Source organism: Flammeovirgaceae bacterium SG7u.111, from assembly GCA_034044135.1.
In the GTDB taxonomy this organism is placed as follows: domain Bacteria; phylum Bacteroidota; class Bacteroidia; order Cytophagales; family Flammeovirgaceae.
This window is the reverse complement of record CP139021.1, coordinates 6,870,755-6,895,626: the sequence shown is the minus strand read 5'-3', so window position 1 is coordinate 6,895,626 and position 24,872 is coordinate 6,870,755. Positions and strand designations below refer to the sequence as shown.

At 41.3% G+C, this 24,872-nt stretch carries 18 protein-coding genes; 6 read left to right on the top strand and 12 right to left on the bottom strand.

The features are described from left to right. Positions 1-137: 137 nt before the first annotated feature. Positions 138-2,255 carry an OmpA family protein gene (locus R9C00_26600; GenBank protein WPO35270.1) on the bottom strand — a complete coding sequence of 706 codons (2,118 nt, stop codon included), beginning with the start codon at positions 2,253-2,255 and terminating at the stop codon, positions 138-140. 51 nt (positions 2,256-2,306) lie between these two features. Beyond that, positions 2,307-3,356: a tetratricopeptide repeat protein gene (locus R9C00_26595; protein ID WPO35269.1), complete on the bottom strand. Its 1,050-nt coding sequence runs from the start codon at positions 3,354-3,356 to the stop codon at positions 2,307-2,309. 484 nt (positions 3,357-3,840) lie between these two features. Here R9C00_26595 and pta point away from each other — a divergent pair, with 484 nt between their 5' ends. Further along, complete coding sequence (gene pta, locus R9C00_26590) at positions 3,841-5,949, top strand: phosphate acetyltransferase (GenBank protein WPO35268.1); 2,109 nt, start codon at positions 3,841-3,843, stop codon at positions 5,947-5,949. 27 nt (positions 5,950-5,976) lie between these two features. Further along, entirely contained in the window at positions 5,977-7,182 is a 1,206-nt protein-coding gene (locus R9C00_26585; protein WPO35267.1) for an acetate kinase, read from the top strand. A 339-nt stretch (positions 7,183-7,521) separates the two neighbouring features. Here R9C00_26585 and R9C00_26580 read toward each other — a convergent pair whose 3' ends face one another. Then, complete coding sequence (locus tag R9C00_26580; protein ID WPO35266.1) at positions 7,522-8,304, bottom strand: IS5 family transposase; 783 nt, start codon at positions 8,302-8,304, stop codon at positions 7,522-7,524. Between the two features lie 135 nt (positions 8,305-8,439). Here R9C00_26580 and R9C00_26575 point away from each other — a divergent pair, with 135 nt between their 5' ends. Further along, the gene (locus R9C00_26575; GenBank protein ID WPO35265.1) at positions 8,440-9,249 is read left to right on the top strand and encodes an alpha/beta hydrolase; all 810 of its coding nucleotides are present in this window, start codon (positions 8,440-8,442) and stop codon (positions 9,247-9,249) included. Between the two features lie 50 nt (positions 9,250-9,299). Here R9C00_26575 and R9C00_26570 read toward each other — a convergent pair whose 3' ends face one another. From R9C00_26570 to R9C00_26545, 6 genes are all read right to left on the bottom strand, one after another. Continuing rightward, entirely contained in the window at positions 9,300-10,034 is a 735-nt protein-coding gene (locus R9C00_26570; GenBank protein WPO35264.1) for a LuxR C-terminal-related transcriptional regulator, read from the bottom strand. Positions 10,035-10,110: 76 nt separating this feature from the next. Beyond that, positions 10,111-10,851, bottom strand: a complete 741-nt coding sequence (locus R9C00_26565) for a LuxR C-terminal-related transcriptional regulator (protein WPO35263.1) — start codon at positions 10,849-10,851, stop codon at positions 10,111-10,113. 280 nt (positions 10,852-11,131) lie between these two features. Then, positions 11,132-12,418: an amidohydrolase family protein gene (locus R9C00_26560; protein ID WPO35262.1), complete on the bottom strand. Its 1,287-nt coding sequence runs from the start codon at positions 12,416-12,418 to the stop codon at positions 11,132-11,134. A gap of 31 nt (positions 12,419-12,449) precedes the next feature. Then, positions 12,450-13,823, bottom strand: a complete 1,374-nt coding sequence (locus tag R9C00_26555; protein WPO35261.1) for an amidohydrolase family protein — start codon at positions 13,821-13,823, stop codon at positions 12,450-12,452. Positions 13,824-13,875: 52 nt separating this feature from the next. After that, positions 13,876-15,585 carry an amidohydrolase family protein gene (locus R9C00_26550; protein WPO35260.1) on the bottom strand — a complete coding sequence of 570 codons (1,710 nt, stop codon included), beginning with the start codon at positions 15,583-15,585 and terminating at the stop codon, positions 13,876-13,878. A gap of 309 nt (positions 15,586-15,894) precedes the next feature. After that, the gene (locus R9C00_26545; protein ID WPO35259.1) at positions 15,895-16,398 is read right to left on the bottom strand and encodes a hypothetical protein; all 504 of its coding nucleotides are present in this window, start codon (positions 16,396-16,398) and stop codon (positions 15,895-15,897) included. A 1,022-nt stretch (positions 16,399-17,420) separates the two neighbouring features. On the opposite strand from R9C00_26545, the gene R9C00_26540 reads away from it, so the two are divergent. Next, positions 17,421-17,765 (top strand): hypothetical protein, encoded by a 345-nt coding sequence (locus tag R9C00_26540; protein ID WPO35258.1) that lies wholly within the window; start codon positions 17,421-17,423, stop codon positions 17,763-17,765. On the opposite strand, the gene R9C00_26535 is transcribed toward R9C00_26540, so the two are convergent. The 3 genes from R9C00_26535 to recQ form a co-directional block, all read right to left on the bottom strand. Continuing rightward, entirely contained in the window at positions 17,752-18,900 is a 1,149-nt protein-coding gene (locus R9C00_26535; protein WPO35257.1) for a 5-(carboxyamino)imidazole ribonucleotide synthase, read from the bottom strand. The genes R9C00_26540 and R9C00_26535 overlap by 14 nt on opposite strands. Then, entirely contained in the window at positions 18,900-20,174 is a 1,275-nt protein-coding gene (gene purD, locus R9C00_26530) for a phosphoribosylamine--glycine ligase (GenBank protein ID WPO38797.1), read from the bottom strand. The genes R9C00_26535 and purD overlap by 1 nt, the downstream gene beginning before the upstream one ends. A 143-nt stretch (positions 20,175-20,317) precedes the next feature. Continuing rightward, positions 20,318-22,504, bottom strand: coding sequence for a DNA helicase RecQ (recQ, locus tag R9C00_26525; GenBank protein ID WPO35256.1), 2,187 nt, complete (start codon positions 22,502-22,504; stop codon positions 20,318-20,320). Positions 22,505-23,176: 672 nt separating this feature from the next. Between recQ and tsaE the strand changes: the two genes are divergently transcribed. Both tsaE and R9C00_26515 read left to right on the top strand, forming a co-directional pair. Next, the gene (gene tsaE, locus R9C00_26520) at positions 23,177-23,614 is read left to right on the top strand and encodes a tRNA (adenosine(37)-N6)-threonylcarbamoyltransferase complex ATPase subunit type 1 TsaE (GenBank protein ID WPO35255.1); all 438 of its coding nucleotides are present in this window, start codon (positions 23,177-23,179) and stop codon (positions 23,612-23,614) included. After that, entirely contained in the window at positions 23,611-24,843 is a 1,233-nt protein-coding gene (locus R9C00_26515; GenBank protein ID WPO35254.1) for an alanine dehydrogenase, read from the top strand. Before tsaE ends, R9C00_26515 begins: the two co-directional genes overlap by 4 nt. The last annotated feature ends 29 nt before the right edge of the window (positions 24,844-24,872 follow it).

The following is a 24,872-nucleotide window of genomic DNA, read 5'->3' as shown; positions in this document are numbered from 1 at the left end:
CACTCTTAACCCATACATCAGTGATGTATGGGTTTCGTATTTTTTAAGCTTTTATATTCTTGGGTTTTGTTCAGAATACAAAAAAAGCATAGACTTATTTAAGCCTATGCTCATCAAAACCACTTTTCTGTTCTTTCCTAATTTGCTATAATCTTAAACTCAGTCCTCCTGTTCAGTTGCCTCCCTTCTTCAGTTGTATTTGGCGCAACAGGCTCTTTCTCGCCATATCCTTTGAAAGTCAGGCGACTTTGGGCGATTCCGGACGTATTTACCAAATAATCCACTACAGCTTTTGCTCTTTTTTCAGATAAACTTTGATTGTAATCGTCCGTGCCTTTGCTGTCAGTATGACCTCCTAGTTCTATTTTTAGCGATGGAGCATCCTTAAGCATTTGGGCTAGCCTTTCAAGCTCCGATGTTGATTCGGGGCGAAGAGTTGCTTTGTTGAAATCAAAAAAGATGTTTTTCAGGACTATCTTGCTGCCCACGGTCGCCTTTTTGAGGTAAATTATTTTTTCAAACTCTTGGTAACCATTTCCTTTTGGCATATCAAAATTCTCAGAATGGAATAGGTAATCGGAATGTTTTACCGCTATACCATAGTTACGGCCATCGGGCAAGGATACTAAGTATTTACCCGATGCTTTGTTTGATTGGAAAATGGCAACCTGTTTGTTTTTTGAGTTATCCACCAACTCAATTTCAGCCATAATCGGCTCTTTAGTAACTGCATCGAGCACCCGTCCTTTTAAGAGAGAGGCTTGGGAAATAGCCATTTCCGCCTTGGGTTCTATTAGCTTTTCGCCAATAGGGTTATGCAAATTGGCTAATAGTGGATCTTCTGAAGTAAGTAAAAGTTGTTTCTCAGCGCCAAGAAAGGTGATTACGTAGATGTCTTTCTCACCAAACCCATCTGTTCTTGCAGAAGCATAATATCCGTGCTTGCCATTAGCAGACACGATTAAGAATACATCATCATCTGGAGTATTTACAGGATAGCCTATGTTTTCAGGCTCCGACCATGTGTCATAATCTTCGTTGTGAACGGTCTTGAAAATATCGTACCCACCCATGGTATCATGCCCTTTAGAGCTAAAAAACAACGTCTTTCCATCAGGGTGAAGGTAAAGGCCTATTTCATCATATTTTGTATTTATCAATGCTCCCATATTCTTAGGAGAGCCCCACTTTTCTTTTTTATCATCCCAGTCACAGTAAAAAATATCATGTGTATATTCTCCTGTTTCATGATCTGTCATCCCTAGGTTATCCTCTGGTTTATTACTTACGAAGTAAATTCTTTTTCGGTCGAGAGAATAAACAGCCTCTGTTTCGTGGTAATTTGAATTTATCTGCTTGTCCAAAAGTTCGGGCTTAGTCCAATACTCGCCATCTAGGTGCGACTCAAATAATGCCCCTCCATCTTCATCTTTATACATAATCATATATTGACCATCAGGACCAAGACTTACCGTGGCATCATGTCCCTTGTCGTTGATTGGCGTTCCTAGGTTTTTGGCTACTCCCCAATTACCATTTTTATCCCTCACACTCATGTAGATGTCTTCCGTAGTTTCGTCAATCGAATTTTTTGAACTAAACCCGATCACATCAGGTCTTCTGGAAGTAAAGAGCATCATCGATTCGTCGGCAGAAATAGTGACGCCGTACTCTGAATAAAGAGTATTGATAGTTGGCCCAATATTGTCAATAAAAACTCGTACTGGGTTGGCTGCCATTGCTTTGCCATACTCACATTCCTGTATTTTTTTATTCACTACTTGAAGCTGTAGATCTACAACCTCTCTGTTTTTTCTATCTTCAATAGCGATCAATTGCGCTTTGAACTTCTGATACCATTCAATGGCCTCGTTCCAGTTGCTTTTGTAATGGTAGGCTTCTGCCAAATAAAAGAAGATGCCTGGATCTACCCTTTCATTTAGCTGAAAAGCTTTTTCCAAGTAAGTCAACGCATTTTCTTTGTTGATCGATTTTAGGTAGCAAATACCAATTTTAAAATTTAATTCTGATGAATTAGGGTTAAACTCTTGAGCCTTAAGATAATTCGTCAGTGCAGCTTTGTAAGCTACAGGACCTTCATCAAAAAAGTCATTGCCTTCCTCTAAGTGAAAGTAAGCTTCTTTAAACTCATATTTTTGGTCTGAAAAAAGCTTCTTGTTAAACGGTGTATCTGTTTGTGCCTGGGCTGTGAGCGAACAGGCTATAAGGATAGTATATAGAATAAAATGTTTCATAATAGATATTTCTAGCTAATTTTTGATAAAATGCTAATGGTCATCAAGGAGTTACTTGCAGCTTTGGGTATATTGTTTTGCAGTTTCAATACCAAGTTGTGCGGCTCTGTCCCAATCTTGGCACGCACTTGCTTGGTCTCTCAACATTTCCCTGATAATACCCCTGTTCAAATACGCAGCACCAAAATCAGGCTTGAGCGAAATTGCTTTTGTAGCATCGTTTTCCGCTAGCTTATACGATTTCAGTTGTTTGTGGGCACTTGCACGGTTATTATATGCCAAAGCATATTTAGGGTTGAGCTCAATAGCCTTGTCAAAATCTTTCAACGCTTTTGAAAATTCTCCCTTTTCAAAGTAAGCCCTTCCTCTATTGTTGTAAAATAAAAATGAAGTGGGCTTTAGCGTAATTGCGGCAGAGTAGTTTTCGATTGCTTTGTCAAAGTCTCCTTTGAGCCTAAAAGCAGAAGCGAGATTGTTGTACACGAAATCGTGGCTTTTTTCTGCCTGAATTGCTTTTTGGTAATCTTCAATAGCGCCATCCAAGTCATCTATCATTCGTTTAGCCCCAGCTCTGTCGTTAAGAGCATTTACAAAAGAAGGGTTTACCTTAAGCGCTTGGTCGTATTGTGAAATAGCAGCGTGATAGTTTTGTTGCTCAAACAAAACAAGACCTTTAAAGTAATAAACATCCGTATTTTGAGGGTCAAGCTCCAAGGCTCTATTAAAATCGGTCATTGCCTTATCTGCTTGCCCGAGCGATGCCTTACATTTCCCTCTGGCAAAATAAGTTTTGCTTTCCCTAGGCTGCAAGCTTATGCATTTTGAGTAGTTCCAAATAGCCGAACCGTACTTTTCTAGTTTCTCATAAGCATGTGCCCTATTAAAGTAAGCCTTGTAGAAGTTTGGGCTGCCATTGATAGCTTTATCAAATTCTTTTATAGCTTCCGTATAGCGTTTTTGCTCGAGATAACTAATGCCCTGGTTGTAGGTTGCCAACATGGCTTCTTGGGAAGGGTCAATTACATTTACTTGGTTGTTTTGAGCGAAAGTGAAATAATTTAATGAAAAGCTAAAAAGAATAGCTAGTAACATTTTTTTCATAAAATTCTTTTTGTTCATAGTAATTGAAGGTTTTTAACTAAACTGTTTCGAAGTGATGAGTGATAGTGTAGGTTGTAGGACAGAGAGTTTATTAACTCAAAACGTTATTTTTTTGCCAATTGGGGTTCAAGACATGTTATAAAGTTGGATTTTTCCATCCTTTTAAAGGATTATTCTGTATTCAAAAGGCTGTTTGATTTCGTTTTATGTTTGTTATGATTCTGTTTTTTACATCTTATAAACCGCCTTTGCTTTTCACATAGCTGGCGGTGAGTACCGAGTTGCATTGAAATGAAGCCTGCTTTTTGGGATTACTTTTCAAGGCCGAAAATATTTTTTTAGAGGGCAACCGTTCCCGATTGAAAAATTAACCAAACTAGGCTTTATAGCTTGACAAAGGTCATTATATTTAAGAGGTACGACTGTTAACTTGCACTCGATTATATCTTACCTAATTATAAACAAAGCAGATTAACTATAAAAAATGGCGGCATCAATATATGTAACAACCCCAGAACCAGCTTGTGGAAAATCCCTGATTTGCTTGGGGATTATGGATATGGTATTGAGAAAGACTAAAAAAGTAGGGATTTTTAGACCAATCATTACCGAGCGCTCCCCCGAAAAACGAGATAAAAATATTGACTTGATACTTCGGCACTTCGACCTTGACTTGGACTATGAAGATACTTTTGCCTTTCGAAGGCATGAGGCCAGAGAAATGATTGCTCAGGGAAAGCAAGATGCATTGCTCGACAAGATCATAGATAAATACAAAAAACTAGAGCAAAAGTGTGATTTTGTATTGGTAGAAGGGACTGACTTTGTTCGCGAAAGATCTGCTTTTGATTTTAATATAAACGTAGAAGTAGCTCGTAACTTGGGTTGCCCTGTATTGATATTGGGCAGTGCAAATAACCGTGATATAAACGATGCGGTAAGCGGCGTTCAATTATACCTCGATCAGTTTATAGAAAAAGAATGTGAAATAGCAGCTGTGTTGCTTAACCGCGCCGATCCTGCCGATGCGCACGAGTTACTGATGAGCATGAGGGAAAAGATCACTCTAGAAAGCCCCGTGCTTTCTGTCATTCCTGACAATATCGTGCTCAAGAGCCCAACCATGCAAGAGGTAGCCGATCACCTCGATGCAGAAATTCTTTTTGGCAAAGATCAGCTGGATAGACAAGCTTTTCGCTTTTCGGTTGCTTCTATGCAAATCCAAAATTATCTAGAACACCTTACGGAAAATTGCTTGGTAATTACACCAGGTGATAGGGGAGATGTGATAATGAGTGTGTTGCAGGCTCACCAGTCTACCAATTATCCGCCTATTTCGGGGGTAATTCTCACTACTCAGTATAACCCTCCTGCTACTATCACCCGCTTGCTCGACGGTATCCCAAACCTAGTGCCGATCCTGTCAGTGGAGATGAATACGTTCAATACCGCTTCCAAACTAGGCTCTATCCATTCGCATATTGCTCCTGAGAATACGACTAAAATAGCGTTGAGCTTGAAAATATTTGAAAAATATGTAGACACAAAGGCGCTTGAAGAAAAAATAAGTACCATAAAGTCGAGAGGTGTTACTCCAAGGATGTTTGAGTACAATCTGGTGCAGAAGGCAAAAAGCTCTCGAAAACATATCGTATTGCCAGAAGGTCGTGATTTGAGGGTACTGAAAGCCGCTGAATATATCTTAGAAAACGATATTGTAGACCTTACGCTTTTGGGTAACGAAGATCGAATTGTGACCACTATTCGCCAACAGGGCTTGCGCATCGACCTGGACAGAATTAAGATAATTGAACCGGCGACTTCTCCGCAGTTTGAAGAATACACCGAGACTCTCTTAGAGATTAGAAAAGCGAAAGGTATGACTAAGGAGCAAGCGCAAGACTCTATGTGTGATGTTTCGTTTTATGGAACTATGATGGTGCACAAAGGTCATGCAGATGGTATGGTTTCTGGCGCAATGCATACCACCCAGCATACCATTCGCCCAGCATTGCAAATTATCAAAACCAAAAAAGGCTGCAGCACTGTTTCTTCAGTATTTTTTATGTGCTTAGAAGACAGGGTATTGGTGTATGGCGACTGTGCCGTGAACCCGAACCCAAATGCAGAACAATTAGCAGAAATAGCTATTTCTTCTGCGGAAACAAGCTTAGCTTTCGATGTAGATCCTAAAGTAGCCATGCTTTCCTATTCATCGGGAGACTCTGGAAAAGGGGCGGAAGTTGACAAAGTAAGGGAAGCGACCAAAATAGCCAAAGAAAGAAGGCCGGACCTCAAAATAGAAGGCCCTATCCAGTACGATGCCGCGGTCGATAAGCAAGTGGGCTCCCAAAAAATGCCAGGTTCGGAAGTGGCAGGTCAAGCATCTGTGTTGATCTTTCCTGATCTTAATACTGGAAATAATACATACAAAGCGGTGCAAAGGGAAACGGGTGCAATTGCCATCGGTCCTGTGTTGCAAGGTCTGAAAAAGCCTGTCAATGACCTAAGCAGGGGTTGTACTGTTCCAGATATCATCAATACCGTAGTGATTACCGCTATACAGGCGCAAAGTATTGGTGAAGAACTTTAATAAACGAATTAAAAGAAAATAGTTGATATGAAAATATTGGTAATAAATACAGGAAGTTCATCTATCAAATATCAATTGTTTGATATGGAGAAGGACGATGTGCTTACTTCGGGGGTGGTTGAAAAAATAGGCGAATCTATGAGTCAAATCAAGCATGTAATCCATCCAGACTCAGCTGAGGAGAAAGTCAAAAAGGAAGAGTTGAAATTGCAAGACCACAGAGAAGGTATGCTGAGAGTAAACGAGCTGCTGATGGATAAGGAGTTTGGTGTAATAAATTCTGCGGATGAAATTTTTGCGGTAGGTCATAGAGCGGTACACGGTGGCGAGCTTTTCAAAAAAACAGTGGTGATTGACCAAGAAGTGAAAGATGGAATAAAGAAGCTTTCCCCTCTAGCTCCTTTGCACAATCCGCTCAATTTGATAGGGATTGAAGTTGCCGAAGAGGTTTTCCCCAATGCTACCCACGTGGCTGTTTTTGACACTGCTTTTCACCAGACTATGCCAAAAAGGGCTTATCGCTACGCTGTTCCCAAAGAGCTTTACCACGAAAATGGTGTGCGAGCTTATGGTTTTCATGGTACTTCTCACTTATTTGTATCAAAAGCAGCTGCGGATTATTTAGATAAGCCGCTTGAAAGTTTGAATACGATTACCGTGCACCTTGGCAACGGCTGTAGTATGGCTGCGGTACAAGGTGGGAAATGTATAGATACTAGCATGGGGTTGAGTCCGCTCGGAGGTCTTGTAATGGGTACGAGAAGTGGCGATATCGACCCTGCGCTTTTCTTTTTTCTAGGGAAAACATTAGGGAAATCCTTTGACGAAATAGACAAACTACTGAACAAAGAAAGCGGCATGAAAGGCTTGACCGGGCAAAATGACCTAAGGGACATAGAAGCGAGAAAAGATGCCGGTGAAGAAGAAGCCATTACAGCTTTGGATATTTATTGCTATCGTATCAGAAAATACATTGGTTCCTACATTGCCGCATTAGGCGGAGTAGATGTGATCGTGTTTACTGCTGGGGTGGGAGAAAATAGTCCATTCGTGAGAAAACATTCATTAGAAGGCTTGGAGAAACTGGGTATTGAAATAGATGAAGAAGTAAACGATCAACGGGCAAGAGAACCTATAGAAATTAGTACTCCTGCTAGTAAGGTAAAAGTGTTGGTCATCCCAACCAACGAAGAGCTAGAAATAGCCCATCAGACGTATGATGTAGTGAGATAAAGTAAAACAGCCCACCTAAATATTAGGTGGGCTGTTCAAATAAGTTTGGTTTAATTGTCAATCTTATTATTGCTCCATTATATTCATTTACAAAAGCCAATCCTCATAAAACTACAAGGAAAAGCACGATAGAATAGCCCCCTTTTTCTTTTATTTCCACTCAGCACAAACCTATATTTATACAAGGGCAAAATTACTCTGTTATTCGTATGTAAATTTACATGTGTATTTTACATCAGTCAATCCTCACATGTGAGGGTTTTTGAAAGGAGAAATATGTAAAATCCCCAATTTTAGGGATTGATTTTTTCAAATAAGCTTAGATCATGTTTAAAAATTTTAAATAGGCATTTTTTTGATCCTATTAAGTATTATTTGGCAGTTTTGCCATAAAACCCAAGCTTCTTGGCTTTTGGTAGTTTTTTCATAGTCTTTGGACAGCCTCCGGAAGAAATTGAACGTGCCGAATGTCCTCTCGGTGACCCATCTCCACTTGATGGGCACAAAGCCCCTGGGGGTTGGGGGACAAGAGGATATCTCGACCTCTACGCCCCTTATGTTGTCCTCTACCCATCCGGTGAACTTCTTTTTATAGGCCTGGTCTGCCAGGATCTTTTCCATCCTGTGCAGGTAGCCCAAGAGGGGCTCCACCACCCGTTGCCCTATCGTGCCGTCATGCTCGTTGGCGCCAGTGGCGACCACTCCCCATACCAGCCCGAGCGTATCGGTGATGACGTGCCTTTTTCTCCCGTTCACCTTCTTGTTGCCGTCCAGCCCCGTGTCCTGCCCGATAAAAGGCGCGCACTTTACCGACTGGCTATCAATGGAAAGCATGCTCGGGGTCGCCTTCTTGCCCTTCCTCTTGCGCTCTAGTTGGTTGAGTGCCGCGTTCAGCCGAAAAAGCGTGTTGTCCCCCTGCCACTTGCGGAAATAATAGTATACCACATTCCAAGGAGGGCGTCCCTCGCCCGAGAGGCTGCGCCACTGCTGTCCGCTGCGCATGCAGTACAAGATCGAGTCCACCACGTCCCTGAGGTCATATTTGCGTTTCCTTTCCACGGGAAGATATTCTTTTATATATTGCCATTGCCGGGAGGTCAAGCGGGTATATCCTGTTTCCATAAACTTTGTTGTTTCGTCACTACAAAGTTTTAGCCTGCCCGGCTCTTTTCAAAATTTAAACATGCTCTTAGTCTTTTTCCTGCCTGTAAGCTATGTAAGCTCATGGTATTAACACCCTAACTAGGTTTTTTACTTATGACACCTACTCTTCACGGCATAGACGGTAGACAATACGCAATTTATGAAAGCCCTAACAATGCACGATCTGTGTTGTTTTTACACGGAAACTCATTGTCTTCCGAAACATTTGCGTCCCAATTCGTCCCTGAACTAGAGAAAGAGTTCCATCTAGTTGCCTTCGACTTTTTGGGACATGGGGCTTCGGGCAACTCACCTTCGCCCTCGGAAGACTATAGTATCCAAGGAATGGTTAGCCAAGTGCAAGCAGTGGTGGAACACCTAGAGCTGAACAAACCGATAGTGATTGCCAACTCTTTAGGAGGTCATATCGCTTTGCACTATGCCAGCGAGGTGGGAGACATTGGGGGGATTGGGATTTTTGGGACTCCTCCGCTTAGAACTGTGGCAGATATGGCAACAGCTTTTTTGCCAACATTAGACGTTGGATTGCTTTTCAAGCCTGAGCTTACATCCGAAGAAGCATTGGTACTTGCCAAAGTGTTTATCCAGGTCGAGCGCCAAGAAATATTAGTTCAGCAAATCCTCCGAACCGATCCAGCATTTAAAACTTCCCTTTACCAAGACATCTCCAACTGGAGCGAAGAGGACGAAGCCGAGATAGTGAAAAAATCGGGAATCCCTATTTTGGTAGCGCACGGAGAGAAAGAGCTTGGCGTAAGCTTGGAATATATTCAACAAATAGACTTTCCTACTCTTTTCGAAAGAAAAATCCAAGTAATTGAAAATGCCTTTCATTGTACCCAACTAAGCCAACCCAAAGAGTTTAATAAACTATTATTGAGATTCTTCAAGTCGTTAGCATAGGAAGGTAAGGAAACCGAAGTCGTGTAGCCAATGAGAGCATTGTCTATTTTTTACACCAATCCATTTTTAATACCCAACACAACCAGTTCAATACTGTTTTTCAGTCCTGACTTCCGAAGCATTTGCCTTCTGTGCCCATCTACCGTCGATTTGGAGATAAAAAGCTGTTCAGCAATTTCTTTGCTGCTTAGTCCCTTTGCCATTAACTTCAACACCATTAATTCACGCTTACTGAGAGAAAGAGTGTTGTCCTTATCTACTTCTGGCACATGAAAACCTGCTGTTCCTGGGCCTGTAAACGAGTACTTTACCTCAGTATCAAGTTCTTTTCCACTGAATACAGTCAAAATCCCTACCGTAGCTAGCACATTATTCTTTTCACTTCTGTCCAGTATCACCGACTGGCGTTGTGAATTGAGGTAATGCCCATTGGCGTGCCTCACCCTGTAGGTAACAGAAAGTACGGATTCCATTGGTTCAAAAGGGTTTTCTTTGCACCAAAGAAAACCTGCTGTGGCAATGGCTTTTACCAGTTCCTTATCTTCTGGGTGAATGATATCAAAATATTTTTCTATGTTGAACTCTTCCGGCTTATAGCCAAGGACTTTTTCTACTCCTGCCGAGGTATAAACAATAGAAAATTTTTGATAGTCAACAAAGTAACAAAACTGATTACTTGTTAGATAAGCATTTTTGCGAATGAGATTATTTATAAGTTTATAATCAGTTTTTCTATCTTCTCGGAACTGCTTTATGAAGTCCTTAAACACGTCGAATGGCTTCATCTTGTTGGTAGTTAAGTTAATCCTGAACTAAGAGAAAATTAGAAGTAGGTTGTGTGTAAAACTATTATTTATTAAGTCATATCAAATTATTCCGTACGCCAAAAACGATCAGCTCTACGCTATTTTTCATACCAGTTTTCTTGAGCATGTTTCTCCTATGGTCGTCCACCGTCACTTTTGAGATTGATAGTTTCTCCGATATTTCCTTGCTGCTGAGGCCTTGTGTCATTAACAGAAGTACTTCCAGCTCTCTGTCGCTGATAGCTACTTCTATTCGATGAATTTTGTCTACTTCAGGAACATTAAACCCCTTTGTATCAGATCCGCTCACATCATACCTCACGAGGTTGTCTTTCTTAATCCCATCAATATCTGTCATAATTCCCACAGTCATCAATAATGTGTTTTTCAATCCCATATCAAAAACAATAGTTTTCCTATTGACCTTAATGTACTGTCCTGAAGCGTGCTTTATTCTATATTCAAATATGAACACGGTTTCCAAAGAAACCATCGTATGTGAAAGAAACCAATCATGTGCCCTTTTGGCAATAGTATGTACAAGTTTTATGTCATCTGGATGAATGGAGTCCATATGGCTTTTAATCGAAAATTCTTCTGGACTGATGCCTAGTACTTTTTCGATACTCTTTGATACGGAAATGATTTTCAGGTATTTGTAATCAACAAAATAATAGAATTGATTTTCAGTAAGGAAAATACCTTTCTGTACTAATTCTGTGATAAGGTCGAAGTTGGGAGCTCTATCGTGCTCACAAAGCTTTTGGAACTCCCTAAATATTCCGATGTTTCCCATGTAGGTTGTCGTCTTGTAATGTATTTGGAAGTTAGTACTTGCTCGTTTTTGAGCATGGTTAGTGGGGACAATAGAGTTCTATTGCCTAGTAGGAGATATTAGTTATGCCCTGTGAGCGTGGACAGAGTGTAAAATTATAAAATTAACACTGTAAATAGTATAATAGATAGCAAATTATCTATTTACTATTGCAGATTGTTGATATGTAACGCAGGTGGGTATAGGCATAAAAAAAGCTCGCCAGATCTTGGCGAGCTCTAATAATTTCCTAAAAAAACTACTATTTCTTCACCCCCGGATCACGCTCCAAAAATTCATCGTAGAGCTGGGTGTGGCGATTTACTAGTGGGATTTTCCAACCTCCTATGAATAAGTATTTTACTTGGGTTTTGGTCTCAAAAGGATCGCCGTCTGCTGCGAAGAGGTTAGCTACTTTTCCCTTTTCCAAAGAACCTAGTTTATCGGCTACGCCAAATATTTCAGCAGGAACAATGGTTACAGCCTTTAGCGCCTCCTCTTTGCCCATTCCATAAGCCGCAGCAAACCCTGCGTTGAATGGCAAGTTTCTTACATTTTCAGTATCAGCTGTACGGATAGCCACTTTTACACCCGCTTTCAGCATTAAGCCTGCATTGGCATACGGGCGGTCGTATCGATCAGAAGAGCGGCTTGGGTTGGTAAGAACTGGTCCAGTGATAACAGGGATTTTGGCTGCTGCCAAAGAATCTGCTACTCGCCAGCCTTCGTCCACTCCTGTGAAGATCACGTTGATTCCTTTATCTTCTACCCATTTGATGGCTTTCATGATATCTTTTGCAGCATTCACCTCTACCATTAGCGGTGCTTCTTTACGTACTACGGGCAATAGGGCAATGAGCTCGGGGATGTATCTGGCTTTGCCAGTTGCCGAATCGATTTTGGCATAATCTACTGCTTTTGTCCAGAAATCGTCCAGTTCCTTTATTGATTTTTTGTATTCTTTTTCAACCTCTTCTGGTGTTCTTCTATCCCGGCGTCCTCTTTTCCCAGCTCTTGGAAATTGGAGTTTGATGCCTTCAAAGTCTGCATACATCTGTTTGGGAGTGTACCCGTGCAGGTTGATGAGGGCTGATGTGCCAGGGAAAAGTCCTCCTGAAGGCATGGTAAGTACTGTAGTCACTCCATTGGTACGGGTTACGGGAATGGCAACCGAATTTGGGTTTACCGCTGTTAGCGCTTTCAGTTGTGGGTTGATTCCACCTACGTCCGAATAATCGTTGGTTTCGGGTACGGAACCTATTTCAGAAAGTCCGAGCCTAGTACCGCCATCGATCATGCCGGGGTAGAGTGTTAGCCCAGTGCAATCAATTGTTTTGGCCCCTTCAGGAATACTTATATCTGTTCCGAGTTCGGCAATTAGCCCGTCTTGGATGATCAGCGTTCCGTTTTCAATCGTACCATTTGTAACTGTTTCAATGGTGGCGTTGGTAAGGGCAAATAGGCCACTTTCCGCCTTAGGGTTTTGTGCAAAGGCATTCAAAGCCAATCCTAGCAGCAAAACCAAGGTATATATTTTTTGAAATTTCATTTTGTTCGAGTTTAAATTTTTGGATAAGCTCTTACTTCGATTTTCCCATAAACAAGAATTGGAATGCCTGTTCAGCACCTTCCATGCAGCTGTCATGGTCGTGGTCATTAGCAAAAACAGGTTCTTCTACCACTTGCTCTGGATCGGCAAAAATTCGCATATCATCAGCATCGTTTTCGATGTCGAAATACACTACTCCATCTACCAATGTTTTTTGGGGAATGGCATATACTGAAAGCGGGTGAGCATTGAAAATTACCACATCGCCTTGCTTGCCTTCTTCTAGCGAACCAACTTTTTTGTCAATTCCCAGCTGAATAGCAGGATTGATGGTGATCAGCTTTAACGCTTCTTCATCGGTAAGGCCACCATAGCGTTGGGTTTTGCCCGCCTCGTGGTAAAGGTGGCGGATAAGCTCTCCTGAATCAGAATTGATAGAAGTGATTACCCCGTTTTTAGAAAGAATAGCAGCGTTGAAAGCTGTTGAGTAATATACTTCAAATTTGTACGCCCACCAGTCGGCAAAAACCGAGGCCATCGCGCCAAATTCGGCAAGCTCGGGAGCTACTTTAAAGCCTTCGTTTACGTGCTGGAAACAAATCTTGTCGATACCAAAATCCTTACACACGTTCATGAGCATCAAGATCTCATCAGCTCTGTATGAATGGCAATGGATCATTACTTCGCCTTCTATCACATCTACTAATGTTTGCAGCCTGTAGTTGTATTCAGGAGCCAATGAACGAACTCCACTAGCTTTGTCCGCTTCGTATTTTTTCCAAGCTTCTTGGTATTCTAGTGCCAAAGAAAACGATTCCCTAAAAACTTCCTCAACACCCATTCTGCTACCTGGGCGAACTCTAAATCCTCTGCCGTGTACACGGGTCGGGTTTTCTCCCAAAGCACATTTGATGGTACGAGGAGCACCTTCCATGCGGATAAGCTCAGGGTCGGTTACGCCCCAGCGGTGCTTTATGGTCTCGTTTTGCCCACCAATCACATTGGCAGAGCCGTGCATGGCATGAGAAATAGTTACCCCACCAGCAAGGGCTTGGTAAATATTGATGTCCAAGGGGTCGAGTGCATCGCCTACCCAAACATCAGCAGTTACGGGACTTGTCCACTCGTTCACTGTGGTGAGTGCGATGTGCGAATGTGCATCGATAATGCCAGGCATCACAAATTGTCCCGTGGCGTCTATGGTCTTCATTTCTTTTTTGGCTTTGAGGTCTTTGCCAATTTTAGAGATAATGCCGTCCTCTATCAGCACATCTGTGTTTTCCAGTATGCCATTGGTGATGGTGATCACCGTTCCGTTTTTAATCAGTACGCTTCCCTTTTTCACTTGAGCAAAAGCAGCAAGAGATAAGAAAAGGCTTACTATTAGTAAACTATATTTTTTCATTGTGAGATTTTCTTTGGTTTGAAAAGAAGGGTTAAAATAAATGGAAAAGTGATTAGGGAACTCTCGTTCCTGTAATTGGCAATGCCTCACCTTCCACAGAGGCAGTACCTTCAAAGCTATCTCCATCGATTTTTACCGAGACATAGACTGCAAGCATTCCATCTTGACTTGGGAAATCGAACTCGAAGCTAAGTGTGTTTCCGCTCAACTCCACATTTTTCGGGCTCACATTCATGATTCCCTCTGGTGTGTTCACACTCATTTTTGCCGACAAATCGTCATTGTCTCCTTCTATAATCATCTTTCCGTCGTACACTCCTTCGGGGCTTTCTACTTCATATTTCCAAGTGCCAGCAGCTTTTATGCCTTCGGCTGGAGCTTCTTTGTCTTCTTTTTCTTTCACTTCAAACTCGAAAAGCTCTCCGTCTATCATTACATATTTGATATTGCTTTCCTCCTCAAAATACGATTTGGTGCTTACAAACAGATTGCCCATTTTTCCTTTTTGGAGTGTGCCCGTGTAGCTGGAAATGCCGAGTATACTAGCAGGCTTGGTTGTTAGCGCGGCCAATGCGTCCGCTTCCGACAAACCATTTTCCACCATTAGGCGGATATTTTTGTGCACATCTTTTGGTTTGGTATCCAGTAGGGAAAAAGCGAAATCTACACCTGCTTTTTGCATAGTAGCAGCTTGGGCGTAATACATCTTCTGCGCTTCTTCCTTACGCTTTTTAAGCGCTTCGTATTCTTTTTCAAATACTGTCAATTCTTTTTCTACTTCTGTAGAATCTGCTTTTTCTTCCTTTTCCTCTTTTTTCTCAGGTAAGTTCAAAGAAAGTAACACTTTAGTATTAGTTGCTTTGAGCTTAGGAGCAAGTTCCCAACCTTGTTTCAAACCAGTGAGTACGAGCGTAAAGCCCAAGTCTTTTTGCAAAATCATGGCACGGTGCGCTTCCAATAACTCTTCTGCTCTGAAAAAAACAGGAGTTTTCTTGTCTATTACTGGGTAAAATGCGCTGAGCGATTTGTCATAGACTGGGCGAGTCAAGCCAACGGCATTTTGCGCATAGAGTTTTTCGTTGCTATACGTCAGCTCCGCATTTTTGTAAAGACCTCTGAATTTGGTCATCACACCAATGGGGGTAGAAGGAAATGCTCCGCTTGCTCCGACAAACTGTGCGAAAAGTGAAGTGCTTGGTTTCAAGACCATCTCGCTTGGTGATGCACCTTTCAGCAAAATAATTGCTCCTTGTCCTGGAAGCATCTTCCCTTGAGGGGCAACGTGGGCAATGGCAAAACCTGCCTCACGTAAACTTTCTACGCTGCCGTCTTTAGGGGCGAGGAAGCTTTCCGCAGTGCGCCACGGTTGGATACCCGCATAGTCGTCGGGTGGAGAGGCTGGAAGCAAGTCGTCAGGTCTGCTTGGTTTGTCCTTTGGAGTAGGAATGCCCGTATGGGAAAACCCATCAATAAAACCTGCATAGATAAACATAGAGTCAGCTGCTATCTCCTTGGCGCCTGCTGGCACAGAAATACCGCTGCCCACAGCGGTGATCACTCCTTTTTTGATGATGATCGTCCCTTTTTCTATGAGTTGTCCTGGGGCGGTGACAATGTTTGCATTCGTAAATGCATAGGTATCGCTCACAGCTGGGATATCATCATCTCTATCCTGACCAATTGCCACGCAAGAGGCAAAAAGGAGCAGGAACAGCATAAGCGCTTTCCTTTTTTGGTTCAAATAATGGTATTGAAAATCCATAAACTAATTTGGTTTGTGGTTGTAGAATTTATTGATAATCTTTTTGAAAAGTCGTAATTAGGTAGGAAGGGTGAATGTGCTAGGGGCGGTGAATAGCGCTAAAGTTAATGAATGCTAACAATATTAAGAGTAGAGAAGAGAAAAAAATGAAGGAAAGTGGTTAACCTATCGCTTGGATCCAGCAGAGCGAGGATTCTTCAGTGGGCGTTTCGCCCACTTTAATAAGTTCAAAAAGAATACTTGAAACTGATAAGCATTCTAAAAAGAAAGATAGCTGTCACTCGGATAGAGTCGGGCATATGTCAAGATTTACCCCTCAATAGGCTGGTTCGTTTTAAAAGCTTCCCGTTGTTCTTTGTTTAGCTTAAGCTCGCCGACTACGTTGTGGTAGCTAGGGTTGTTCATGGCAAAGAGCACGAGTAGGGTAATGTATAAGCCTGCAAAAAGCACATGGGCGGTGAGCCAATAACCAAGTAGGCTAAGAAGTGTAAATATTACAAGTAAAGTAAAGGTTTGAGCTTTGAGCCCATAGAATGTGATGAACTTTTGCTTTAGGCTTTCTGATTGCCTTACTTTTTTAAGCTGTTTGAAATAGCGTAGGTAAGTCAATGAAACGCCTAGCCCGCAAATTATTGGGATGGCAATTTGAAGTGTAGGGCTTAAAGAGGGAAGCTGAGGTTCAAGTGAGCCTTTTTTTGCAGCCATAAATAGGATTAAGAAAATGCCCATAGGCGCACCCACCATGAGGTAAAAAACGCTTCTGAGTTTGTTGAGATAGTCGGAAGGGTAGGTAAATGAAGTGAGTTTTAGCATGCTTGCGTTTTTAAATACTTAGGGTTTGAGGTTCAAATTTCTTGAAAATATTTTAATAAACCCTTTCGCTTACGCAATAGTTTCTGACTTGTGTGGGTGAGATGTAGATATTCAGTTAAGTAGGAATTATTCTACTTGAGAAAGGTTCGACCATAGAGTTTGCCAGTAGGCGATATAAAAAAAAGCTCCCGTTTAGGGAGCTTTTTTTTATATCTGAGCGACAATCTCGATGTTTTCTATATTGTCGTTACTTGCCAGTTGTGTGATTTTATCTGATGTAAAATTGAATAAAACCAAGTCGAAAGCTAATAACGATAAGATGATCAATGCACTTGCAAGGTATCCTTTGATAGGAGTTAAATACTGCAAAAACCTTTTATACATGTAGACGAGCAATGCTACACTTGAAACTAAGATGTATACTAACAATAAAATTTTTAATAAAAAGATCATAACCAATTGAAGTAAATAGTTAACATTCTGAAGCTAGTTGGTCGATTATGATGTTTAATTGTGTACCAAGTAAACGAAATCGTTAACAATTATTATCATTTTAACTTCCAAAAACAAATGCTTGGTAAGGTTTATCATTATTTAACTGTAAATAAAGGCTTACCTCTTTGGAGTAACCTGATAATAGAGGTCGATTGGAAACAACCAATTGGTGTAGGATAAATATGTACAATTAAATTTCGTTCCGAAGTGCTTTTGCTTATCAAAAATTTTTTGAAGCCTACCGCTCATGTAATGTAATGAATGGTCTATTTTATTATGAAAATGTTTGGTTATTTTTAAAAAAAGGAAACATGGTACTCAAATATTACTTGAAACTGATTTTGTAAGTTAAATGAAATCAGTGAATTGTAAATTCAGCAAACTACTGAAGGCTTTTGCAGAGAGGGTTTTGATATGCGAAATACGCCTGATTTAGAATGTGCAAATTTCTATTGAAATAGTACAAATTAACTTTCTTCTTTTTATTACGTTCCAATTTGGACATCAATATATTTAACTGAAAAACTATGGGAAATTTTTGGACAGGAGCCCGCAAAACACTGAAGGTGCTTCAAGGAAAAACGAATACAGCAATAGAATCGGGAAAGCTCCACTTGGAAATAAACCAGCTAAATGGACGAATAGGGGGTGTTTACAAAGAAATTGGGGAGTATGTGAATAAAAAAAATGAGGAGGGGTATAGGGAATTGCCGCTTTCGGATGATTTTATATCGGAAAAACTCAACGAGGTAAAGTATTATAAGAAAAAGATAGAGGAGCTAAGGTTACAAAATGAAGACCTCTTCACAAATGAGAAGAAGTCTTCATCTGGTACAGAAAGTCCCAATGAGGAAGAAGCTAAGGCTGAGTGATAATTCGGCAATGCTTTTTCACTTTGTCTATCTTTTCAACTAACTCCTCTCTGCTGTCTCCCGTTACCGTCACATGCCCCATTTTCCTATACGGCTTTGTGATTTTCTTGCCATACAGATGGATATGGATACCTTCTTCTTGAAGTACTTTATCAAACCCATCGTAATATGCTTCGCCTGTGTGTTGGGGCTCGCCCAATAAATTTACCATAGCCGAAGGGCTGGTAAGCTTGGTAGAGCCGAGGGGCATATCCAAAATAGAGCGGAGGTGTTGCTCATATTGGGAAGTAATGTTCGATTCTATAGTTTGATGTCCACTGTTGTGAGGGCGTGGGGCAATCTCGTTTACCAAGACATCTCCCTCTGCGGTAGTGAACATTTCTACAGCCAATAAGCCCACGTAATCCAATTTCTCCACCAAGTCTCTTGCTATCTTATTTGCCTTTTCAGCATAAGCTGCTGGAATATCGGCTGGGGCAATGAGGGTATCTACCATGTTTTGGCCTTCGTGGTACACCAACTCTACAGGAGGATAAGCTGCCACATCCCCCGATTCATTTCGGGCAATTATGATAGATATTTCCTTGAAAATCTTCACTTTTTCCTCTAGCAAACCAGGTGTCTGCAAAGCATCTTTTATATCGGCTTCGGAATTGATGACTTTTACGCCTCTTCCATCGTAGCCATCTCTTCCCGCTTTTTGCACTGCTGGAAGGCGATCCTTGTATTGCAAAAGCTCATCGCCTCCTTTTTCTAGTAAAATATAAGGAGCAGTTGGGATGCCATTTTCCTCGTAAAACTTCTTTTGAAGCCGCTTGTCTTGGATCATGGCGATAGTAGCTGGCTTCGGGAATACTTTTAAGCCGCCATCGGCAAGTACTTGCATGGCTTCAGCATTCACATTTTCTATTTCTACCGTAAGCACATCTATTCCTTGGGCAAAATTGAGTACGGTATCATAATCTTTGAGCGACCCGCATTCAAATTCGCTAGCAATGCTTTTACAAGGTGCAGACGGGTCGGGATCAAGAATTTTTACATCTATGTTAAAATCAATTGCCGATTGGATGAACATCCTTCCGAGCTGCCCTCCGCCTAATATACCTACTGTTTTGTTTGAGAAATTTCCCGCCATTATTTTAAGTCAAATCCAATGTCTGTTCTGTAATTCTTGTTTTCAAACTGCAAAGTCTCCGCAGCTTTGTTGGAGAGGGCAAGCGCTTCGTCCATAGAGTTACCCAATGCGCTCATAGCAATCACACGCCCGCCGTTTGTCACAATATTTCCCTCGGCGTCGAAAGTAGTGCCCGCATGGAAAGGAACTACATTTTCCAAGTTTTCGAAGCCAGTCATTACTTTTCCTTTGGGGTAATTTCCCGGATAACCTCCCGAAACAAGCATCACTGTGGTGGCAAACCTTGGGTCGATTTCCAATGTTGCTTCACCGATTCTTTTTTGCCCAGCAAGCTCGAATAAATCAAGCAAATCAGATTTTACTCTTAGGAAAACAGCTTCTGTTTCAGGGTCGCCCATTCTCACGTTGTATTCAATCACATAAGGCTCGCCTTCAACGTTCATTAGCCCTATGAATACAAACCCTTTGTAGTCAAAACCTTCAGCTTTTATCCCCGCTACGGTAGGCTTTACCACTTTTTCTTCCACTTTTTTCAAGAATTCGCCTTGGGCAAATGGAACTGGGGTAACTGCTCCCATTCCGCCAGTATTCAGTCCCGCATCTCCTTCTCCTATTCTTTTGTAGTCTTTTGCTTCTGGTAAAATCACGTAGCCTTCTCCATCGGTAAGTACAAAAACAGAAAGCTCGATTCCGCTAAGATGCTGCTCTATGAGCACGCTTTTGCTCGCCTCGCCAAACTGTCCGTCTAGCATTTCTTTCAGACTTGCCTTCGCCTCCTCTAAATTATCTATGATCAATACACCTTTTCCTGCTGCCAAACCGTCGGCTTTCAGTACATAAGGAGCGGTTTCTGTTTCCAAATAAGCCAAGCCTTCTTCCAATGTCTCTTTGGTAAAAGACTGCGCTCTTCCTGTTGGGACATTATGCTTTTGCATGAACTTCTTGGCCACATCCTTGCTGCCTTCTAGCATTGCACCAGCTTTCGACGGCCCTATTACGTTGATGTGTTGAAGCTCTGGTTTGGCTTTGAAGTAATCGTAAATGCCTTCTACCAAAGGGACTTCTGGCCCTACTACTATCATATCTACCTTGTTTTCGATAGAAAATGAAGCTAGTTTATCAAAATCGGAAACACCAATTGCTACGTTTTCGGCTATTTCTGAAGTGCCTGCATTACCAGGTGCCACATAAAGTTTTCCAATTTTTGGGCTTTGCTTTAGTTTCCATGCAAATGCGTGTTCTCTTCCTCCGGAGCCAACTATCAATACGTTCATTGCTTTTTCGCTTAATGTTTGATCAAAAAAATAATTCCACCCAATGCAGAAAAGGATGTTTGAAAGGGCAAATATCAAAAAAAATGCAGTGCTGTCATAACTATACAGCACTGCATTTGTATTCAAACAAATTTGTTTTTACCCTACATCGACATTTCAGACAAGAATTTAATTCGCATCAGGCGTAATTCTTCTTCCGAGTAATCCTCATCCCCAAGTTCGTCTAGCGCTTCTTGTATGCTATCAGATTCCGCTTCCATAAAATATTGGAAAACTTCATCTTGTCTATCCTCATCCATCATTTGGTCTATGTAATAATCGAGGTTGAGCTTTGTGCCTGAGTAACAAATATGTTCAATTTCATCTAGTAATTCACTAAGGTCAGTTCCTTTGCTCTCTGCTATTTCATCCAAATCGATCATTCTGTCAATTTGGGTGATGATGAAAATCTTAGTCTTTGATTTGTTCACCGTTGATTTTACCACAACATCTGATGCCGTTTCAATGTCGTTATCGGCAACATACTTTGAGATGAGGGCGATAAACTCTTTTCCAAACTTCCTTACCTTGCCTTGCCCCACGCCATTTATTTGCGCAAGGTCATTTTCGCTGCAAGGGTACATGGTTGCCATCTCTTCCAGAGAAGGGTCTTGGAAGATTACATAAGGAGGCAAGTTTTTTCTTTTTGCTATTTCTTTACGAAGTGCTTTTAGCATATCAAAAAGCACAGGATCTGAAGCTTGGTGTTGTGCTGCGCTTGATATTTCGTCTTCGTCGTCGGTTATATCTGCTTCAAAATCGTGAAGCTTGTAGAGCAAGACCGAATGAGGGTTTTCTAGAAATTTTTTTCCCTTTTCGGTGATCTTCATGATGGTGATATCGTCGATATCTTTCACCAGCATATTCATGAGCATCACCTGTCGGAAAATAGACATCCAATATTCTTCGGTCTCATTTTTACCTTTTCCGAACACAGGAAGCTTATCATGCCCGTAGCTTTTTACATATTGATTTTCAACTCCTCTTACTACATCCACCAAATGATTCATGTCGAAGCGCTCTTCAGTCAGCTTCACGGTTTGCATGGCCGTGGTTACTAATTCTTGCCCAGCAAAAGAGTCTCTTTCACGCTTGCAGTTGTCGCAGTAGCCGCAGTCCTCTTCCAAATATTCTCCAAAGTAATAAAGTAATTGTCGTTGCCTACATACCGCAGACTTTGAATAATGGGTAACTTCTCTGAGCAAGTGCAGGGAATTTTCTCGCTCGGTTACGGTTTTATCTTTATTGAATTTTTCTAGTTTGCTAATGTCCTTTTCGCTGTAGAACATGAGGCAGTGGCTTTCTATGCCATCTCTCCCAGCTCTGCCAGTTTCTTGGTAATAGCCTTCTATAGATTTTGGAGCATCGTAGTGAACTACAAACCTCACGTCGGGTTTGTCGATTCCCATCCCAAAAGCGATGGTAGCTACGATTACCTCTACATCTTCATTGAGGAAAGCATCTTGGTTTTTCATCCGAATGGCAGAATCCATACCCGCATGGTAGGGCAGGGCATTCACTCCGTTTACCTTGAGCAACTCGGCAATTTGTTCTACCTTTTTCCTACTCAAACAGTAAACAATCCCACATTTCCCTTTAAACTGCTGCACAAATTTTATGAGCTGTTTTCTTCCTTGAACCTTGGGCATTACCTCATAAAAAAGATTTTTTCTATGGAAGGACGAAAGGAAAACTTTTGCAACTTCTATCTTGAGGTTTTTCTGTATATCGGCTCTTACCTTCGGGGTAGCAGTAGCGGTGAGGGCTATCAGAGGAAGATTTTGGATATCTTCAATGATGGATTTTATCCTTCTGTACTCAGGACGGAAATCGTGCCCCCATTCAGAGATACAGTGTGCTTCATCAATTGCTACGAACGAAAGCTTGGTTTTTTTGAGCAACTCTATTGTAGCCTCTTTGGTAAGAGACTCTGGTGCTACGTAAAGGAGCTTTACGTTTCCTTCTAGCAGCTCTCTTTTAACTTTGTTCGATTCCGACTTGGAAAGTGACGAGTTGAGGAAATACGCCGTAATGCCCAAAGCATTCAGCTGATCCACTTGATTTTTCATTAGGGCGATAAGTGGGGAGATGACCACAGCCGTTCCTTCCAGCATCAGTGCCGGTAACTGATAACACAAAGATTTTCCCGCCCCTGTAGGCATTATCACGAATGTATTATTCCCATCTAATACATTTTGGATGATCTCTTCTTGGTTTCCCCTAAAGTTATCATAACCAAATACCTCTTTAAGCTTGTCTTTTAAGCTTCCAACATTTCCTGTTACTAGCATCTTAAATATTATGTAATAAGTAACTTCTCATAAAAAAATAATGTGTGCTTTCCATTCTAAATTTAGGGCTAAAAAACTCTTGTGCCTAAATTATTAAGCACGATCAACCAAGAGGATCAATACTTTTTCAAGCCCTACGTGCTCCTATTCCTCCAATGAAGTTTTAATGGAAAGACGCCTGCCTAGTTCCTTAACAGACTCTGTTTCCTCGGAAGAGGATGTATAGAGCCCTCGGTTTTAGTTGTAGAAAGCATAAATGCTTTTGAATTAGGCGTCCAATTAATGGTCGGATCAGTGTATTGTGATCCAAAAAGCTTTCAAAAATAGTAATTTGTTTGAATGTATTGTATCCAAAAAAGCTTAATAACTGTAAGTTTAATACATCAACAAAAGAATATTACGACTTTTGTGGGCTAAAAGCTTTTATTGGGCACGTCGCCAAGCTAGCTTTTTCTCTTTTTTTATTAGCGTTGACCGTAAAATCTCGCTTATCTTTTGTTTCCAAAGTTTAGAAAACGATCTGTATTTATTTAAATTTATTAAAAATAAAGTTTTTTTTTGAAATTCGCTTATAGAAAATTGCTTGAACTTGTTTTTTGCTACTGAATAAGGAAAAGCTGTGTTTGATTTTACTTTTTGAGGGAAAAACTAAGGTGTAATCAATTGAACTAAATGGGAAAAGAAGAAATTCTGAGTATAGATCAGTTTTCTTTAGAAGAAATACAAGGAGTGGCACGGCGCTTACTCGATTTTGGAAAAGAACGGAATATCTGGATTTTTGATGGAGAAATGGGGGCAGGGAAAACTACTTTGACCAAAAGTATTTGCCAAGAGTTCGGTGTGGTAGATCTGGTGAGCAGCCCTACATTTTCTATAGTAAATGAATACGAAACACTTGAGGGGCAAGTCTGTTATCATTTTGATTTTTACAGGTTGAAATCTCCCGAAGAGGCACTCGACATAGGTGTGGAGGAATATTTTGATTCAGGTGAGCTTTGCCTCATCGAGTGGCCATCAAAAATTGAAGGCCTAATTCCCGAAGACCATTTGGAAATTTCTTTAACTACGACATCTAACACAAGCAGGGCACTTAAAGCAACAATACGATGAGCAAGAAAAAAGTTGACTTTAGCAATATTGCAGCCGAATATTACCAATACCACCCACAGGAGGTCTTGCTGAAAACACCGAACAAAAATAAAAATGCCCAAAAGATCGGTATTCCCAAAGAGCTTTCGAGGTTGGAGAAACGGATAGCGCTACGCCCCGAAGCAGTATCTGTGTTGGTGAACAATGGCTTTGAGGTGGTGGTAGAGTCTGGGGCAGGTTTGGCTTCCAAGTATACCGACCCAGAGTTCAGCGAGGCGGGAGCAAAAATAGTCACTTCGGCAAAAGAGGCATTTGAAAGCGATCTGGTGCTAAAAATTGCTCCGCCCACTCTAGAAGAAATAGGGTATATGAAGAAGGGGAAAACGGTTATTTCTGCACTTCAGCTAGGCGTTATCAGCGATGAATATTTTAAAGCGCTCAATAAAAAAGATATTACTTCCCTAGCCTTCGAGCTAATTGAAGATAAAGTTGGTGGTTTGCCCTTGGTAAGGGCTATGAGCGAGATAGCAGGCAGTACGGTAATGTTAATAGCCGCTGAATACCTGAGCTGCGCTAACGATGGGAAAGGGATTATTTTGGGCGGAATTACGGGTGTAGCACCCACCAAAGTAGTGATTATAGGAGCTGGAACGGTAGCGGAATATGCGGCGAGAACGGCGATGGGACTTGGGGCAGAGGTGAAGATTTTCGATAATCATATCTATAAGCTTCGAAGATTAAAGGAACAAGTAGGGCATAATAATATTTACACATCTACCATAGATACAGGATCGTTGCATGAAGCATTAATTCGGGCTGATGTGGCAATTGGTGCCATTCGCCCAGAAAGAGGCCGTACTCCGCAAATAGTGAGCGAGGAAACTGTAGCTGATATGAAAAAAGATTCGGTGATTATTGATGTGAGCATTGACCAAGGAGGGTGTTTTGAAACTTCGGATGTGACCAACCACATGAAACCGATTTTCCGTAAGCATGGGGTGATTCATTATTGTGTTCCTAATATTGCCTCGCGGGTGGCAAGAACGGCTACGGCGGCGGTCAGTAATATTTTCACTCCACTTTTGCTCCAACTTGGCAAGCTTGACGGAGTAGACGAGATGATTTTTAACCATAAATGGTTTGCCAAAGGGGTTTATACCTACAAAGGCGGAACAACTAGCAAGTACATGGCTGATAAGTTTGGGTTGCCTTACAAGAATCTCGACCTTATAATAGCGGCGAGTATTTAAGTTACAAGCTGGGCAAAGATTTTTTCAAT